The following is a 17,181-nucleotide window of genomic DNA, read 5'->3' on the forward strand; positions in this document are numbered from 1 at the left end:
ACATAAAAAAATGGCTCTGATGAGCCATTTTTTTATTTTTAAGCCTTATATTTGCTTAAGTACTACTCGTCTGAATTAGGCATTAGTTAATAAACATCACGTTTATAGCGTTGCTGTTGTTTTAACTGTGCTAAACCTTCTACACCTAGTACCTCAATTAATGCTTGTTCTACACCTTGCGCCATCCCATGTAAACTGCCACAAATATATAGCGTTGCACCCTGCTCGACCCAATTTTTGAGTTGTGTCGACTTTGCAATAATTACATCTTGTACATAAGATTGCGCTTCCCCGTCCCGAGAATAAACCCGATCAAGTTGTGGTAAATAACCTGCATCTTCTAAAGTACTCAATTCTGCATTGCAAATTGCATCATACTGTTGTTGTCGTTCACCAAAAATCAACCAATTTTGCTGATAACCCCACGCTTGACGCTGTTGTAAATGTGCCATTAAACCTGCTAAGCCAGAACCATTCCCAATAAAAATGCATGGTGTATCTTGCATCTTCAAATGGAAACTTGGGTTGTGACGTATAGATGCTCTAAGCGTTTCATCAACTTGTAAATCTTGCGTTAATAAACCTGATCCCAGACCTAAACCTTGATTTCCTATCTCTTGGCGGACAATTAAATCTAATGTCCCATGTGTTGGAATATTGGCAATTGAGTATTCGCGAATGGGTAAATCTATAAGATGATTAATCCATGACTCGATACTTTGTTTTGTACTTTGCTCTGTCGTTTGCAAAACATAGTTAGGAGCATTTTTAAGATTTTTAAATCGTAAAGCTTCAAGATGTGTAGCATTTAAATGCGACTGTTCATTTACAAAGGATTTTAAGGCTTGATTGCTATTTGCACATTGAATTTCAATAATATCACCTGCATGCCATTCAACCTGCTGAGCGACTTGGAAGCTTAAAAAATATAATCCAGTGCCTTGACTACCTGCATTGAGTAAAGATCGGGATTTAAGATGTATATCAATCCAGACTTTTTCCGTTGCCGTATGTTTTAGCTCGGTTTGTGTAAATTGACTTAACTGCGTATGCCATGCTGTTAAATCTGCATTTGCCAATTGATCCACACAAACTAAATTAAAAGCAGGCTGAGCTTGTTGCTGATTCAACCACGTTTGCACGCGTTGGCCAAAAGCACAAAAATTACGATAACGACGGTCACCAAAAGCCAGAATTGCAAAAGTTTGATGTGATAAATCTAAAGTCTGTTGGCTCAATTGATGCTGAAAGCGTTGAGCACTATCAGGAGCATCACCTTCGCCATACGTACTGACAAACCATAAAGTTTGCTGTGCTTGTTTCAGTTGATCAGCTGTTAAATCTTGAATATTAATACAAACACAATCTTCACCCGCTTGTTGTAGCTGTTCAGCAGTATGTTTTGCATAATTCTCAGCATGACCAGACTGGCTAGCATAGATGATTAAATAAGTATGATCATGAATCTGATCGGCTTTCGGCTGTGTAAGTCGGCTATAAATCAACACACAAATATAGACCAAACATAACAATAACAAGCAAGTCAAAATTGTTAGAAGCAGTGCTACTGCAGAAGTCATCACACTGTCCTTAAATTGCAGTCCATATTAATAAGATAAACAACGCCAAGCTACTCGTAGTTAATAGCAAGTGTGTGAGCAAACGCGTTTTAATACTTAAAAATAAAATAAAGCCGGCAATGGACAATAATAAAATAACAACCGAAGCAACATCGATAAACCAATGCCATGCTGTGCCTGCATTTTTACCGCGGTGTAAATCATTAATGAGAGATACAGTTGATGCAGGCTTTGAAGTGACTTCTACTTCGCCAGTGTCTAAGATTGCCCAAACATCCGTTTCGCCAGCAGGACTTTCGAGACGGATCATCACTTCACCATCCATCATTTCGCTACTTTTATAACGTCCGACGACAGTACTGTGTGCACGAACATAGTCCAATAGTGCGGTACTTGGGTTTTCTTGATCAAGCAATTGTTGGCTTACAGTATTAGGTAACTGTAATTTGACTGGTGCTTTTTCTGGTGCGGGTTTAAACCAATCTGGATTATTTAAAAATAAGCCAGTGAGAGCAAAAAAGAAAAGTGTAATAAATGCAAATGCAGAAAGCCAGCCATGCACATAGCGTGCATGGCGGTAAAAATCACGTTGTTGGTACACTGTTTAAAACCTTAAACTCAATCCGCGTTAATGCGCTTTTTGGAAACTCATTTTGACTGCGCCAATTTCGGTTTGAGCAGGCAAAGATTGTGTAGATGCTTTAGATTTTACATTCAAATCGAGTGTTTGATAACTATGGTCACCATGCTCACGTGAGGTTTCAATATGAACAATATAACTACCAGCAGCTACAGATTTTCCGTGGTCATCTTTACCATCCCAAGCCAGTTTGTAGTTACCTGGTTGACGTGAAGGTTTAGCAACCGCATCCAAATTTGTCATTTGACGACCATAACGGCGCCACCAAACGTAGTTTGAATTAATCCACTTCTCATCTTTGCCCCATACTGCAAGGGTACGGACTAATTTTTTATTTTCATCCGTCACCCACACAGATACGTAAGGCATACGATATTTTTCAACATTAATTTTTGGAATTGTTAAGTCAATTAAGGCTTGATAACCTGCTGGCCATTTTGCTGATGCGCCTGCAGCAACTGTCAGCATTTCAGGGCGAGTATCGGTTTGTAGTAAGTGATTCCAGCCTGCACTTTGATAAAACTGACCATTGCTCATGGTGAGTTTAGCTTCATAGCCAACAAGGCTTTCCACCAAAGCCATACCATCTTCAGGTGACATCGCAGTCAATGCGGTTGCCAACGCATCAGCGTCTGCAGCACATGTACCAACAACCACACATTGTTCAACATGTTGCAGTGCTAAACCAGTATTTGGGTCTAATAAATGGCTTTGACCAGCGACATCACGATAGCCCTTACCACTGAAGGCAACAGCATGATCACGTAGTTTTAAAACTTCTGATGGAACGGCTAAATCATGATGATTAAACGCATCTTGTACACCAATGCTCCAACCATCTTTTTGTGGCGCATTACCCCACACACGCATGTCACCACCAATATCAATCAAAAGACCTTCAATATTGGGCACTTTGCTACGTGCTGCCAGCATTGCACGGTCAATGATATAACCTTTTGCATAGGCATCTGGTGCAAATTTTACAGCGCGTTGAATAGCAACAGTCTGTTGTTCTTTATCTAATGTTACGCTGTCTGGTTTCATTAATTCGCTAGTAATGGCTACGCGAGTTGATTCGTCAACTTTATGAATGCCTTGGGCTTTTTCCCACATTGCAATCAGTTCACCTAGTCGTGCATCAAATGCACCACAGCTTTTGGCACGCCATGCTTCACAAGCTACAATCACTTCAAATAATTCAGGTGAAACTTGCGCCGATTTTTTTGCATTTAATGCAGATATTTCGCTGTCAGCACGCCATACAGAAAGTTTTTTATCTAACTGTGCAATTTCTGCTTCAATGGCATCTAAAGCTAATTTTGCATCTTGTTTATTCGTTCCTGTGACAACAACATCAAGTGATGTGCCCAGTACATAGTCACGATGAAAACGATGTGTTTGTGATACATCTGGCTGGTTCTGTTGGGGGCTTTGCACCAGATCTGTTGCGTTGGTCTGCAGTGGAGAAATCAGGGCCAGTGCCATAACCAGTGGGGTTAGATTAAACACTTTTTTATGCAGTTTTTTGTTCTCAGCGAATGGCATGCTGAATCTCCAAAATATTTTTATAGCATCTTATTGATATTGATAACGGTTATCAAGTAGATTAGCGCACATTGAAGATAAATAATTTTTAAACTGGAGAATTCGATGAATAATTGGTTAAAAATCGCTTTAGTTGCGTCTTTACCTGTACTTGCGAACGCACATACAGCAAGCCCGTTTTTACTTCCTGACACATTTGATACAACATCATCGAATGTAACTTTTCAAAGTGCAATTACCATCGAAAAATTCTTTGCACCATCTATGAATTTTAAAACGACTTATGTTGTAACGAATCCAGATGGCAAAACAGTTGCGATTAATCCAGCAACAAGCTTAAAACGCTTCAGTATTGCGGAATTTGATTTACCATCTGAAGGTACATACCGTATTCGTACACAAGACGCGACAGGCAATAGTACAAAATATGCATTGGTTGATGGTCGTTGGTTACGTGTTCGTCCAGTACGTAATCCACAAAATACACCTGCTCGTCCAGCAGCCGAAAAAGCGCCTGAACAAGCAAAAACACCTGCAGCTACACCTGCTCAACCGCCACGTGTAATTGCAGCAGATCAAGTACCAGAAAATGCACAAATTTTAGAAGCAACGAACACATTTATTGCTGAAAGCTTTGTGACTAAAGGTAAACCAACAGCAATTCCAGCCGTGACCAACAAAGGCTTTGAAGTTAAACTTATTACTCATCCAAATGAATTATTTTCAGGTGAATCCTTAAAAGCACAAGTGCTCTATAATGGTAAAGCTGTACCAGATTTAGAAGTTGATGTGTACAAAGGTGCAAGCACTTACGAGCCTAATGCCAAACGTGAATTACCGCATGTACTCACCAACAAAAAAGGCGAATTTGAAATTAAATTTGATAAAGCAGGTATTTATTTAATTTCAGCATCTTATCCAGAAGCAAATACCGATAACACCAAAAAACCAAATACTGAAAATTTTACTTATGGTTTAACTGTTGAAGTTGCTGAATAATTTGTACATAGCACCTTAATTGCAAAATAGAAAAAGCACATCTTTCGAGATGTGCTTTTTCTTTGCTTTCATAAAATAAGATTATTTACTTAGCGCTTTTAATTTCAAAATGTATGGCCTTTCTTAGCTCAAATAGCTTTTGACTAAGGACTTATCCACCATAACTATATGGAGCCAAATAAATAGACTTAGGCCCATATAACCATAATGGCAGCAATCACGACCAATAAAAGTCCCCAGTGATCTGTACGAGCAAGCTTTTCTTTAAAGAAAAAGGCGGAAATAAGTAAGCTAAATAGCACTTCAATTTGCCCAAGTGTTTTAACAATCGCCACTGACTGCATACTCATGGCCGTAAACCAACCGAGTGAAGCCAAAAAGCTACACACACTAACTTTAAATGTCAGTCCAATTCGCTCATACATGGCCACTAGCGTTTTTCGACTAAACAAAACCAAATACAGCAACATAATTAAACACTGAAAACCGATCACACATAGCAAAACCCAAGAAGCGCGATATAAAAATGGTAAGGCTGTCAGTTCTAAACTGGCTTCGCGGACTAACAACGATGTAATGGCAAAACATAAACCACTGCCAACACCAATGAGCAAAGTAGGTACAGATAAGCTTTTTAGCCCCTGACCTTTACTGAGTAAAAATACGGCAATACCGCCTATGAGTACGCCAATCCATGCAAAAAAACTCAGATATTCCTGTAAAAATATCACGCTAATCAGTGCTGCTAATATAGCTTCGCTTTTAGCCAGACCAACACCAATCGCATAATTTTTTTGCTTAAATAGCATGACCATTAAAATGGTGGCTAAAATTTGGCTGCAACCTGCAAAAAAGATATAGAGCCAAAATTTAGAGGTAAATTCCGCATGTACAGTGATGGGATGGGCTTGGTACAACCAAAAGATATACGCGCCAGCAAAAGGAAAACCAAATAAGAAACGTGCCAGTGTCACGCCATAAACATCTACAGTACTGCTGAGTTGTTTTTGAAATGCGTTACGCCAAGACTGCATAAATGCAGCCATTAAAGTAAAAAGGATCCAGCTGGAGAACATGAATATTCCAATGGCGGGAGTGTTTAAAGAGAGTCTTTAATCTACGCCTATTTACACCAATTTTCGAGTTGCAACGGCTATTTAACCTATTGAAGTTTTTTATTGATTGCTCAAAATATCGTTATTATTCATGCTTCATTTGAATAACTTAAAACTTAAACCTGAGGTTTCTATCGCCAGTTCATTATCGAAATGTATTATTTGGGGAAACGAATAACACTGTTATCTACATAGACTTCAATTGCAGTAATATTTCGCGTGTAGCCCCCACCCATCATGTATTTTGAAATTTGGCCATAAGCATAAAGTTCAACGGGTTTGTTGTCAGGCAGTACCAGACATGCCCCCTTATTGATGACAACTTTATGAATCAATATAGGTTTTTCTGAAATAGATTGTACTTCTATCATAGAATTTGGGCTAAACGAATACTGTTTTTGAAGGTCATAGGCATGAACAATAATGGGGTCCTGTTTGGTTTTTGCTTTTGTTTTAGCAAAACTTGATGTACTGATACAGACAAAACAGCACATCATGATGAGTTGCGAAATAGTATTGAAGTAATTCATATTTTTATTCTTAATTTTAGTTATCTGAATATACATTGAATTGGAAAATCAATTCTTTATGCTTTTAACAGTAGGTTTAGATCTTACAATAAAATTTAAACTTTAAAAAAACTGCAAACTTCACCAAGCCCAATTCAATAATTTTCATGGTGAAATATTAATAAACCACAATGCCATACCAAGGGGTATAGCATTGTGGGCTTAGATTAAATGCGTAATTTTGGCACTACTTAAGTACTTAATAGCACTTTACCAAACTGCTCACGCAAATCTTTTTTCAGCATTTTTCCAGTACCACTTAGTGGAATGCTCTCTACAAAAATTACTTTATCTGGAATTTGCCATTTTGCTACCTTATCGGTATAAAAATCAAGAATCTCTGATTCATTTAAATCTACATCAGGCTTTTTAATTGCAATTAAAATAGGTCGTTCATCCCATTTTTCATGCTCTGCCGCAATCACAGCCGCCATCGCAATTTTAGGATGCCCCATGGCTAGATTTTCTAAATCAACAGATGAAATCCATTCACCACCAGATTTAATTAAATCTTTAGAGCGGTCACTAATTTTAAGGTAGCCATCTTCATTTAAGGTTGCAATATCACCCGTATCAAACCAACCATCAATAGTTAAGACACTGTTTTCTTTAGCAAAGTAGTTTTTGATAATCCAATGACCTTTGATTTGTAAATTGCCTGTGGTTTCACCATCACGGCTGACTTCATGGGTCCCATTTTCTTCATCGGTAATTCTTAAATCGACACCAAATGGTGGACGACCTTGAGAAAGACGAACCTGCAATTTTTCTTCGTCAGATAAGCCCATATGCTTGGCTTTAAATTGGTTGGCAGAACCTAAAGGACTGGTTTCCGTCATTCCCCAAGCATGGATGGTTTCACAGTTAAACTGATCTTTAAATGCTTTTAGCATCGCAGGTGGGCAAGCCGATCCCCCCACCACATTACGGCTTAAGCTTGTAAGCTGGCTACCTGATTGTTGCGCTGCATTAATGAGACCTTGCCAAATGGTTGGTACGCCTAAGGCAACACTCACTTTATAGCGATCAATTAAACCCACTAAGCTTGCACCGTCTAAGCCTGGCCCTGGCAGTACCAAGGTACAGCCTGCCATCGCGGCTGCATAAGGCGTTCCCCAAGCATTGACATGAAACATTGGCACAACTGGCATCATGACATCACGTGCAGAGATATTTAAGGAATCTGGCATGCTAATCGCGTAGCTATGTAATACAGTTGAGCGGTGGCTATACAGTACGCCTTTTGGATTACCTGTAGTGCCTGATGTGTAGCACAATGAGCTGGCGCTAAGTTCATCAATCACGGGCCATGTAAATTGTGCAGAATGACCTGCAATTAACTCATCATAAAATAAAACATCTGGAATGGCTTCACGTACAGCATCATCAGGTGCATCTAAGCAAATATAATGTTCTACACTTTTTAGTAAGGGCTTAACGGCTTTAATCAGTGGTAAAAATGTTTTATCAAATAAAAGCGCTTTATCAGCTGCATCATTAATAATAAATACCAATTGCTCTGGGAAAAGTCGTGGATTAATGGTGTGACAGACCAACCCACTCCCCGAAATGGCATACCACGATTCTAAATGTCGATGGTTATTCCATGCGATCGTAGCGACACGATCACCTAAAACAAAACCAAAGGATTGTAATACTTGGGCAAAACGTTTGGAGTTATCGTGTATTTTTCCCCACGTCGTTTCAGTAATACTTAAATCGGTATTTTTTGAAATGACTAAACTGTCCGCATGATAACGTCCAGCATGTTCAATCATGCTACTAATCAGTAGTGGCTGAAACATCATATTTCCAAGCATGCCGTGCTCCTTATGCTATGTTGTTATTTCCATTTGCCCATCATTGGGTTTTATATTTCAGTGATTTTTATAAAAGTTCGTCAGTCAAAATACGTCGCTATGCATTTTGCTCAGTTTTATATTTAACTTAGTTTATTCATTTTGACTAGCTTTTTTGCAAAAGTGTGCAAGTGCTTATTTGCGTAACTATTTTTAAATTAGAATAGAGCGTTTGAAAATGATCTTTTACACCAATTTAATGTCTGAAAATCTCATTGAGTAAAAAATTTAGCTAAAAATAGGCAACTAAAAAAAAGCTCAACACTATTGAGCTTTTTTAGCAGAATGAGAGCAAGTTAAAAATGATTATGCTGGCTTAATGGTTTTGTTTAGCCCATATTAATTTTGTCTGCATTCACAGCAATCGCAACACCAAGGCAAAATAAACCTGCATAAATCGCAAACCAAATAATCATATTTTTAAAAGCTTTGTCTGAAAGACTGCTATCCGCATACTGTGGTGCTTTATCTTGGGGCTTTTGATTCATAGACTCACCTGTAAACTCAATGAAGTGATAACTCATTATGAAAGCCAACAATCCCTTGGGCTAGATACAGAAATACATTAAAAAAATATAACAGTTAAGGTTAATTGGCATTAAATCCCTTTAAATATATTAAAAATAAGTTATTTTAGTTAAATTATAGATACAGATATTTAGGCTGTAGCATGTTTAAGTCTGAAAAATTAGCCCATAGCATTGAGCAATTTATTGAAAATGGTCAGTGGAAACCCCACGAGAAACTGCCTTCTTTACGTGAGCAAGCCCAACTTTCGGGTTATAGCCTTATTACTGTTTTAAATGCTTATCAAATACTTGAAGCTAAAGGCTTAATTTATGCCAAAGATAAGTCGGGATACTATGTTTCTCAGCCTAAATCTTTCATACACCCACCGCTTACTCAGATGCAACACAGCAAACAAATTCAGATCAACTCTACGGTTTTTCGTTATTTAAAAAGTATACAGCACAGCGATATATTGCCTTTTGGTTCAGCCTTTCCAAACCCTGAGCTTTTGTATAACCCTAAATTTATGCAACTTTTAGCACAGCATGCAAAACGTAAGCATAGCTATTTAAACAGTGACAATATGCCACCAGGCAATCATGCATTACGTCAAATCATTGCAAATCGCTATATTTTACAAGGTGTGCAATGCGAAACAGATGACATTGTCATTACATCAGGAGCTTTGAACGCCCTTAATTTGGCCTTAGAGGCTCTCACACAGCCTGGGGATTTTATTTTATTACAAGACACCGTGTTTTATGGTGCATGGCAAGCAGCTGAACGCTTAGGTCTAGAAGTGGTCACCATTCCTACAGATGCCGAACATGGTTTTGATCTTGTTGCCTTTGAGCAAGCGCTAAAACAGTACCCGATTAAAGTCTGCTGGCTCATGTTGAATGTGCAAAACCCAGTGGGCTATACAGTGCCAAATTCGATTAAGCAAAAAATTGCAGATCTTTTACATCACTATCAAGTGTATTTGATTGAAGATGATGTCTATGCAGAATTAAGCTACGGCAAACATAAACCTTTACCCATGACTTATTTTGATCGACATCAACGTGTATTACATTGCTCTACTTTTTCCAAAACACTCGGTATGGGCACACGTGTAGGCTGGGTTCATGCTCGTCAATTTTCAGATGCGATTCAACATTTGCAACTTATGAGTACAGTTTCAGTGAGTCCCTTGGTGCAAAATGCCTTAGTCGACTTTTTGTCACACCATCATTATGAAAAACATTTACGTCATTTGCGTAGTCGTTTAGCTCAGTACAAACAAGTATTTTATGATTATTTAGCGCAGCATTTACCTGTAGATTGCCAAATTCATTTTTTTGCCAGCGGTTATTTCCTCTGGATTGAACTAGCCCAACACTGTGACAGCTTTAAAATTTATGAAAATCTTTTAAAACAAAATATTGGCATAGCACCTAGTGTTTTGTTTCGGCTAGAAAAAAGCACACAAAATTATATCCGTCTGAACTGTTCCTTTGAATGGAACGATACGATGCAATATGCTATGCAACAATTATGTCTATCCATACATCAACATAGTGAATTGCGTTCCTAAATTTTGACTTAAAAACTAAAAAGCCTGCATCAATACAGGCTTTTTATATATTTAGATTTTTTATTGTAAAACTATAGGCTTAAGCTAAGCGATTAAATCGACTAGAAGTTATACATTGCGACAGCATTTACTCGATTGTCTGTGCCTGTTTGACTACCATTTGGTGCGGGAGCAAAGGCTTCTCTTTCACCATAAACATATTCTAGTCCTAAACTGATCGGTTTAATTGGGCTATAAAAAAGATTGGCCCAAGCTTGCCATAAGTCTTTATTGGCTTTGGTTTTATCCGTTAATGCATTGATATACGCATCATTTTGATCAGCCTTCATATAACCATAACCGAGTGTGCCTCGTAGTTGTGGACTAAATTGCTGTGTAATACCTAAAGTGATCGAGTCAAATTCATTCCTAGCAATGATGTCTTTATTGGCATTCGTAACAAAACCTTGGTTACTCCAAGAGACAAAACTACTATCGCCCTTCACATGGTAATAGTCTGCCTTAATCATCGTTTTGTCGGTCACATCCCATTTTGCACCTAAACCAACACCCCATGCCATTTCAGCATCGGTATCCGTTTTTTTCTCTGTGCCCATTGCACGTGCACTGAGTTGTACGCGCTCATTCAGTTGATGGTTTAAGCGTGCAGTTAAAGCAGGTAAACGCATATTTGAACTTTCATCCTTTGCATCTTCAGCCGCCAATACAACATTGGTGATTGGACTGAATTTGTGGCTATAACGGACTTGTGGAGTTCGTTTGACTGCACCACCAACATACCCTAAAGCATCTATTGTTTCAGGCATATAATCAGGTACGGCAAAGTTTGACCATGTTTGACCAATTAACCAATTGCCATAATTCATATAGGCATGACGAATACGAAGTGCATCATTGGTACCTAAAAAGTCGACCTCAAGTTTAGCGTTAATATCTTTGCCAGATGTATCCGTTTTAAAGTCTAAGCCTAAACGTGTGGCAGCAAGCGAAGCTTTTAAGCGATCTGAACTTTCATTATTACCCGTTAATGGCACTGTATTTATTTGATTGTATAAACGCGTTGCGCTACCGCCTTCCGCTTGGTATGACGCATCGGCTCGCACATTGCCATAAAAGGTCAATTCTGCACCTGCTTTGGTTTTGAGGCGCGTTCCTTCCACTTTTAATGCAGGTGTATTTTCAGTATTTATTTTAGCCGTGCTGGCTTGTATCTGTTGCAAGCTTTGTTGATTGCTCTGTTGTTGCTGCGCATATTGCTGCATTAATAGCTTTAAAGCTTTTACTTCGTCACGTAGCTGTTGGATTTCGGCATCGGTAGTTGAGGCTGCAAAGCTCATTATTGGGAAACTACACGCACATGCTATGACAAGTCGGTTTAATTTGAAACTTAACATTTTTTGATTCATCCTGAGTTTGGGTATAACCCCATTTTCCATTTCATTGACACATTAAACCCATGATTTTTACCTTTCAAATCAATATATAAACTTAATGTGTCATGTCAGTGTGTATTTAAATTAATGTGCGGTACTTTTGATTGGCGTGGCTTTTTCTGATGAAGTATGCGTACTCGTTACACCATCTACAGATGCCTTTAAGTTCACACAAAATATGGCAATTGCAGCAATTGCACCTGGTATTGCAATCGCAAGAAAATTCATTTGATGTGGTAATTCTAAGGTGAGTAATGCCCCAGTCAGTACAGGCCCGACAATTGCACCAATACGACCAATACCTGATGCCCAACCCATACCCGTCGAACGGACAGCAGCTGGATAGAACTGTGCCACAAAGGTATAAAGTAAGATTTGCGAGCCAATAGTCGCTGCTCCTGCAACCGCAATGAGCAAATACAATACAAATTGAGGACTATTAAAACCAAGTAACACCAGCGCAATCGCACCAACAGTAAACATAATGCTTAATACAGGTTTTAAGTGGAATTTATCTGCCAATGTCCCGCCACCAATCGCGCCAACCATACCACCGATGTTGAGTGCAAATAAGAACAGCATGCTTGCACCAAGTGAATAGCCTGCTTGAATCATGAGTTTAGGCAACCAACTACCAAGTGCGTACACCATGAGTAAGCACATGAAAAATGCAATCCAAAACATGATGGTACTAAAGGTACGACCTTGCTGGAATAAAGCCTTAAATGGTGCTTCATTGCTATTGCTTTCATTTAAGACAAACTGCGTTTGTGCTGTGACAGCTTGTTCGGGTGCAATTTTTTGCACAATTTCTGCAACTGCTGTTGTTTGGCCTTTTTGGGTCAAAAACATCAGCGATTCGGGTAGAAACTTCCAAATCAAGGGTAAAGCTAAAAATGGAATACATGCGATATAAAACATGATTTTCCAGCCATAATCGGCAATCAGCCAAGCCCCGAGTAATGCAGAAGCCATACCACCAATGGCATAACCACTAAACATGAGTGCAACTAAGGTACTGCGGATACGTTTAGGTGCATATTCAGTCATGAGTGCAACCACATTCGGCATTACACCACCAATGCCAAGGCCAGCTAAAAAGCGTAGTAGGCCAAACTCAATGGGATTAGAAGCAAATGCACCCAAAAAGGTAAAGCCACTAAACAGCCCAACGCAAATCATAATGGTTTTTTTGCGTCCTAATTTATCTGACAAAGTCCCAAATGACATGGCGCCAAACATCATGCCAAAGAGTGCTGTACTGGCCAATAACCCTGCTTGTACTGCACTGAGCGACCATTCTTGCATCAAAAGTGGTAAAGCGACGCCATAAATGACCAGATCATAACCGTCAAAAATAATAATCAGTAAGCACCAAATTAATACGCCCCAATGAAATGGGCTAAACTTGGCTTCATCTACAATCGAATTGATATTGAGTTGTTGTGTATTCACGCTAAGCCTCCTGCTTGTGAATTTTTTATTCACAAAAACAATGAAGCAAAGGTGTTTTTATGTCCAAAACTGATGAGCTCTATATTTATACCTTTAAAGTAAAGCCTAAATTTCTTTCTTTGAAACAAATAATTAAGTCACTAAAAGCCATAAAAAATAGCAAAAAAATATTTTTAATTCGAAGTGCTTTACTAAACTGATTCATAAAAAAAGCAAATCTAAAATCAATATTAGATTTGCCTTAAAATATATATTTCACGTAATTAAAAAGGTATTTACGGTTTATTTTTAATTATTTTAATATAAGCATTCTATACATTTTCTCAATGATTAAATGGTTGCTCTGTCGTAGCTAATCGCTTCTAAGTCATATACTTGATAAATACAATCAAATAAGGAGCGAATATCATCGCTTTCATCCATACTTCGAATAGCAAGAAAAATAGGACTCACCGCCGAATCATCAAGGATAGGTAAATAATGTAAATGCGGAAATTTAATGGTTTGTGCACTTTCAGGCACTACACAGCAACCTTCTCCTGCTGCCACCAACCCTAGCGCCAACTGAATTTCACGGACTTCCTTTAAATTTTTGGGGTCTAAACTATGTTCAGCAAACAAATGTCTGACTTGTGTGGAAAAGTTGGGTTTTGGATGGCTTGGATATAAAAACATATGTTCATCGACAATATCTGCCAAATACACGCCTTGTGCTTGCTCGGCTAAAGGATGGCTGGCATGTACGGCCAACATTAAAGGTTCTTCTCTTAATAAGACCCGACGCACAGCTGAATCTGAAATTCTTAACCGTCCAAATCCAACATCAATACGCCCCTCTTTTAAAGCCGAAATTTGGTCTTTGGTGCTCATTTCAATGAGCTCAATTTTCAAATTTGGATGTTGCTTGCGAAACAAATACACAATTTTGGGCAATAAACCATAAAGCAAAGAGCCTACAAAACCCATTGTCACTGTTTTTTCGACCAGTCCAATACGCTGTGCCATGGTTTTTATTTCTTCAGCATTAGACAAAAGTTTAACAGCATGCTGATAGAAAAATTGCCCTGCTTCCGTGGTCTTTAATGGGCGGCTTCCACGCTCAAAAAGCTGTATACCAAGCTCTGCTTCAAGGTTCTGAATTTGACGGCTCAAAGGCGGTTGAGCAATAAATAATTTTTCAGAAGCTTTGGTAAAGCTTTGCTCCTCTACAACTGCAACAAAATAGCGAAGGTGTCTGAGTTCCATTCAATTCCATACCTTTTATGTATATAAAAATGCAAATTTGATCTTCGACAGTCAAATTTTATTCTTTTAAGGTATATCACAAGAGCCATGAAACGCAAGTTTGCGAAGAGTAAACATGTACAAATCAGTCGAAACACTTTTAGTCGAAATCCCGACCATCCGCCCACACAAAATGGCGGTGGCGACGATGCAAACCCAAACTTTGGTTCTAATTAAAATTACCACTGAAGATGGATTTGTCGGTTGGGGCGAAGCAACCACCATTGGTGGCTTAGGTTATGGTGAAGAAAGTCCTGAAAGCATCAAAACCAATATTGACACTTATTTTTCACCATTACTTAAAACTTTAAAAGTACACAACATTGCGCAAATTATGCGCGTGTTGAAAAAAAATATTAACGGTAACCGTTTTGCGAAATGCGCCATTCAAACTGCACTTTTAGATATTCAAGCACAGCGTTTGAATCTACCGCTATCGGAGTTATTGGGTGGCCGTTTACGTGAAAGTGTACCTGTGCTTTGGGTGTTGGCTTCTGGTGATACCAGCAAAGATATTGCCGAAGCGCAAAAAATGATAGCGATTAAACGTCACAATACATTCAAACTCAAAATTGGTTCACGTCCTGTAGAAGCAGATGTTGAGCATGTGCTTGCGATTAAACAAGCTTTAGGTACAGATATTTCGATTCGCGTAGATGTAAACCGTGCGTGGTCAGAACTTGATGCCCTTAAAGGCATACAGCTTTTACAAGATGGTGGTGTTGATCTCATTGAGCAACCTTGTGCAATTGACAATATTGATGCCATGCAACGCCTAAGTCGCCGTTTCGATATTGCCATTATGGCGGATGAATCTTTAATGGGTCCAAGTTCGGCGTATCGCCTTGCACGTACCAATGCCGCCTCCGTATTTGCAGTCAAAGTTGCGCAGTCTGGTGGACTTTTAGAAGCTAAAGATGTTGCCACCATTGCCAATTTGGCAGGAATCGATCTTTATGGCGGCACCATGTTAGAAGGCCCTATCGGGACAATTGCATCTGCGCATTTATTTTCAACCTTTGAAAATTTGGCCGCAGGAACAGAACTTTTTGGCCCGTTGTTGCTTACCGAAGAAATTTTAAAAACCCCTTTGCAATATCAAAATTTTGAACTTGCTGTGCCAAAAACATCAGGTTTAGGCATTGAGTTAGATCAAGACAAACTTGATAACTTGCGTCGCAAATAAACTTAAATCAGGAGCTTCACATGCTTTTTCAAGTACGAATGGACGTGAATATTCCTCTGGACATGCCAGCGGAAAAAGCAAATGAAATTAAGGCTGTAGAAAAAGCCTATTCACAAGAATTGCAGACTCAAGGTAAGTGGCGTCACATTTGGCGTATTACAGGCCAGTACTCGAACATCAGTATTTTTGATGTGGAAAGCAATGAAGAACTGCACAACATTTTGCAGGGTCTACCGCTATATCCCTACATGAATATTGAAGTAATGGCTTTAAACCGTCATCCATCTTCTATCCGTGACAATGACAGTTAATTAAAACAGTCAATCACATCCTAAGGGTTATTTAACAAGGAATGTGGCAGCCAAGTGAAATTATAAAAATCACATCAGCCACCCAAAAAACATACTTAAGGAGCAATAGTATGAACCGTCAAGACATTGATACTTTAGTCAAAACAATGAATATAGATACGGCAACCAAACCTGTAGATGCACGTGTTCAGCAAGTTGTTGTACGCCTTTTAGGTGATTTATTTCAGGCCATTGAAGACTTAGATATTTCACAATCAGAACTGTGGAAAGGTTTGGAATATTTTACCGATGCAGGTCAGGCCAATGAATTAGGCTTATTGGCAGCAGGCCTTGGCCTAGAACATTACCTAGACTTACGTGCCGATGAAGCAGATGCCAAAGCAGGTATTACAGGCGGTACGCCGCGTACCATTGAAGGCCCGCTTTATGTTGCAGGTGCACCTGAATCTGTTGGCTTTGCTCGTATGGACGATGGTACTGAAACAGATAAGATTCCAACTTTATTTATTGAAGGTACAGTGAAGGATACTGCAGGCAATATCATTGAAGGTGCAAAAGTTGAAATCTGGCATGCCAACAGCTTAGGTAACTACTCTTTCTTTGATAAGTCACAATCTGACTTCAATCTACGTCGCACAATTTTTAGTGATCAAGACGGCAAATATATTGCACAAACAACGATGCCTGTTGGCTATGGCTGTCCGCCTGAAGGCACAACACAATTTGTATTAGACAAACTTGGCCGTCATGGCAACCGTCCATCTCATGTGCATTATTTTATTTCTGCACCAGGCTACCGCAAGCTAACGACTCAATTCAACATCGAAGGTGATCAATACCTATGGGACGACTTCGCTTTTGCAACCCGTGAAGGTCTCGTTGCAACGGCTGTTGATGTCACTGACGAAGCTGAAATTACCCGCCGTGGTTTAAACCAACCGTTTAAACACATCACGTTCAATGTTGAGTTGGTGAAAGAGCAAACAGAAGCTCCATCAACAGAAGTTGACCGCCGTCGCGCTAGCGCTTAATACCCATAGATTAGGAAACTCAGATGTCTGCAGGATGACATTGTCATGACATCTGTGTGACTTCCCCCAAATTTGGAAAGTTGGAGAA

The 17,181-nt window shown here is 39.1% G+C and carries 15 protein-coding genes; 5 read left to right on the forward strand and 10 right to left on the reverse strand.

The window, feature by feature from the left end; genetic code table 11:
- Positions 1 to 86 precede the first annotated feature (86 nt).
- The 3 genes from DYI81_RS08945 to DYI81_RS08955 are packed head-to-tail and all read right to left on the reverse strand — an operon-like array spanning position 87 to position 3,765.
- Positions 87 to 1,580, reverse strand: coding sequence for an NADPH cytochrome P450 oxidoreductase family protein (locus DYI81_RS08945; protein WP_117007357.1), 1,494 nt, complete (start codon positions 1,578 to 1,580; stop codon positions 87 to 89).
- A gap of 10 nt (positions 1,581 to 1,590) precedes the next feature.
- Positions 1,591 to 2,181: a PepSY-associated TM helix domain-containing protein gene (locus DYI81_RS08950; RefSeq protein ID WP_117007358.1), complete on the reverse strand. Its 591-nt coding sequence runs from the start codon at positions 2,179 to 2,181 to the stop codon at positions 1,591 to 1,593.
- 27 nt (positions 2,182 to 2,208) lie between these two features.
- A complete protein-coding gene (locus tag DYI81_RS08955; RefSeq protein WP_117007359.1) occupies positions 2,209 to 3,765 on the reverse strand; it encodes a DUF2271 domain-containing protein in 1,557 nt (518 codons plus the stop codon).
- Positions 3,766 to 3,870: 105 nt separating this feature from the next.
- On the opposite strand from DYI81_RS08955, the gene DYI81_RS08960 reads away from it, so the two are divergent.
- On the forward strand, positions 3,871 to 4,764 hold the full coding sequence (locus tag DYI81_RS08960) for a DUF4198 domain-containing protein (RefSeq protein WP_117007360.1): 894 nt from the start codon (positions 3,871 to 3,873) through the stop codon (positions 4,762 to 4,764).
- Positions 4,765 to 4,952: 188 nt separating this feature from the next.
- Here DYI81_RS08960 and DYI81_RS08965 read toward each other — a convergent pair whose 3' ends face one another.
- The 4 genes from DYI81_RS08965 to DYI81_RS17930 form a co-directional block, all read right to left on the reverse strand.
- Positions 4,953 to 5,840, reverse strand: coding sequence for a DMT family transporter (locus tag DYI81_RS08965; protein ID WP_117007361.1), 888 nt, complete (start codon positions 5,838 to 5,840; stop codon positions 4,953 to 4,955).
- A gap of 197 nt (positions 5,841 to 6,037) precedes the next feature.
- On the reverse strand, positions 6,038 to 6,409 hold the full coding sequence (locus DYI81_RS08970; protein WP_121594108.1) for a hypothetical protein: 372 nt from the start codon (positions 6,407 to 6,409) through the stop codon (positions 6,038 to 6,040).
- Positions 6,410 to 6,639: 230 nt separating this feature from the next.
- Positions 6,640 to 8,268 carry a long-chain-fatty-acid--CoA ligase gene (locus DYI81_RS08975; RefSeq protein ID WP_117007363.1) on the reverse strand — a complete coding sequence of 543 codons (1,629 nt, stop codon included), beginning with the start codon at positions 8,266 to 8,268 and terminating at the stop codon, positions 6,640 to 6,642.
- A gap of 368 nt (positions 8,269 to 8,636) precedes the next feature.
- The gene (locus DYI81_RS17930; RefSeq protein WP_165382470.1) at positions 8,637 to 8,795 is read right to left on the reverse strand and encodes a hypothetical protein; all 159 of its coding nucleotides are present in this window, start codon (positions 8,793 to 8,795) and stop codon (positions 8,637 to 8,639) included.
- Between the two features lie 182 nt (positions 8,796 to 8,977).
- Here DYI81_RS17930 and DYI81_RS08985 point away from each other — a divergent pair, with 182 nt between their 5' ends.
- The gene (locus DYI81_RS08985) at positions 8,978 to 10,393 is read left to right on the forward strand and encodes a PLP-dependent aminotransferase family protein (RefSeq protein ID WP_117007364.1); all 1,416 of its coding nucleotides are present in this window, start codon (positions 8,978 to 8,980) and stop codon (positions 10,391 to 10,393) included.
- Between the two features lie 101 nt (positions 10,394 to 10,494).
- Here the strand turns inward: DYI81_RS08985 and DYI81_RS08990 are convergent, their stop codons facing one another.
- The 3 genes from DYI81_RS08990 to DYI81_RS09000 form a co-directional block, all read right to left on the reverse strand.
- Positions 10,495 to 11,787 carry a DcaP family trimeric outer membrane transporter gene (locus tag DYI81_RS08990; protein ID WP_171356342.1) on the reverse strand — a complete coding sequence of 431 codons (1,293 nt, stop codon included), beginning with the start codon at positions 11,785 to 11,787 and terminating at the stop codon, positions 10,495 to 10,497.
- Positions 11,788 to 11,910: 123 nt separating this feature from the next.
- On the reverse strand, positions 11,911 to 13,281 hold the full coding sequence (locus DYI81_RS08995; protein ID WP_117007366.1) for an MFS transporter: 1,371 nt from the start codon (positions 13,279 to 13,281) through the stop codon (positions 11,911 to 11,913).
- 330 nt (positions 13,282 to 13,611) lie between these two features.
- The gene (locus DYI81_RS09000) at positions 13,612 to 14,526 is read right to left on the reverse strand and encodes a LysR family transcriptional regulator (RefSeq protein WP_106984373.1); all 915 of its coding nucleotides are present in this window, start codon (positions 14,524 to 14,526) and stop codon (positions 13,612 to 13,614) included.
- Positions 14,527 to 14,641: 115 nt separating this feature from the next.
- On the opposite strand from DYI81_RS09000, the gene DYI81_RS09005 reads away from it, so the two are divergent.
- The 3 genes from DYI81_RS09005 (at position 14,642) to catA (ending at position 17,093) form a co-directional block, all read left to right on the forward strand.
- On the forward strand, positions 14,642 to 15,751 hold the full coding sequence (locus tag DYI81_RS09005; RefSeq protein ID WP_106984374.1) for a muconate/chloromuconate family cycloisomerase: 1,110 nt from the start codon (positions 14,642 to 14,644) through the stop codon (positions 15,749 to 15,751).
- 20 nt (positions 15,752 to 15,771) lie between these two features.
- A complete protein-coding gene (catC, locus tag DYI81_RS09010) occupies positions 15,772 to 16,062 on the forward strand; it encodes a muconolactone Delta-isomerase (RefSeq protein ID WP_106984375.1) in 291 nt (96 codons plus the stop codon).
- 110 nt (positions 16,063 to 16,172) lie between these two features.
- On the forward strand, positions 16,173 to 17,093 hold the full coding sequence (catA, locus tag DYI81_RS09015) for a catechol 1,2-dioxygenase (RefSeq protein WP_106984376.1): 921 nt from the start codon (positions 16,173 to 16,175) through the stop codon (positions 17,091 to 17,093).
- The last annotated feature ends 88 nt before the right edge of the window (positions 17,094 to 17,181 follow it).

The organism is Acinetobacter sp. SWAC5, assembly GCF_003419885.1.
Classification (GTDB): domain Bacteria; phylum Pseudomonadota; class Gammaproteobacteria; order Pseudomonadales; family Moraxellaceae; genus Acinetobacter; species Acinetobacter cumulans.

What these genes read in the sequence shown, in the direction of transcription:
- DYI81_RS09000 (WP_106984373.1), bottom strand. Translation starts at nt 14,526, where the DNA reads ATGGAACTCAGACACCTTCGCTATTTTGTTGCAGTTGTAGAGGAGCAA.
- DYI81_RS08990 (WP_171356342.1), bottom strand. Translation starts at nt 11,787, where the DNA reads ATGTTAAGTTTCAAATTAAACCGACTTGTCATAGCATGTGCGTGTAGT.
- DYI81_RS17930 (WP_165382470.1), bottom strand. Translation starts at nt 8,795, where the DNA reads ATGAATCAAAAGCCCCAAGATAAAGCACCACAGTATGCGGATAGCAGT.
- DYI81_RS08975 (WP_117007363.1), bottom strand. Translation starts at nt 8,268, where the DNA reads ATGCTTGGAAATATGATGTTTCAGCCACTACTGATTAGTAGCATGATT.
- DYI81_RS08970 (WP_121594108.1), bottom strand. Translation starts at nt 6,409, where the DNA reads ATGAATTACTTCAATACTATTTCGCAACTCATCATGATGTGCTGTTTT.
- catC (WP_106984375.1), top strand. Translation starts at nt 15,772, where the DNA reads ATGCTTTTTCAAGTACGAATGGACGTGAATATTCCTCTGGACATGCCA.
- DYI81_RS08985 (WP_117007364.1), top strand. Translation starts at nt 8,978, where the DNA reads ATGTTTAAGTCTGAAAAATTAGCCCATAGCATTGAGCAATTTATTGAA.
- DYI81_RS08955 (WP_117007359.1), bottom strand. Translation starts at nt 3,765, where the DNA reads ATGCCATTCGCTGAGAACAAAAAACTGCATAAAAAAGTGTTTAATCTA.
- DYI81_RS09005 (WP_106984374.1), top strand. Translation starts at nt 14,642, where the DNA reads ATGTACAAATCAGTCGAAACACTTTTAGTCGAAATCCCGACCATCCGC.
- DYI81_RS08960 (WP_117007360.1), top strand. Translation starts at nt 3,871, where the DNA reads ATGAATAATTGGTTAAAAATCGCTTTAGTTGCGTCTTTACCTGTACTT.
- DYI81_RS08945 (WP_117007357.1), bottom strand. Translation starts at nt 1,580, where the DNA reads ATGACTTCTGCAGTAGCACTGCTTCTAACAATTTTGACTTGCTTGTTA.
- catA (WP_106984376.1), top strand. Translation starts at nt 16,173, where the DNA reads ATGAACCGTCAAGACATTGATACTTTAGTCAAAACAATGAATATAGAT.
- DYI81_RS08965 (WP_117007361.1), bottom strand. Translation starts at nt 5,840, where the DNA reads ATGTTCTCCAGCTGGATCCTTTTTACTTTAATGGCTGCATTTATGCAG.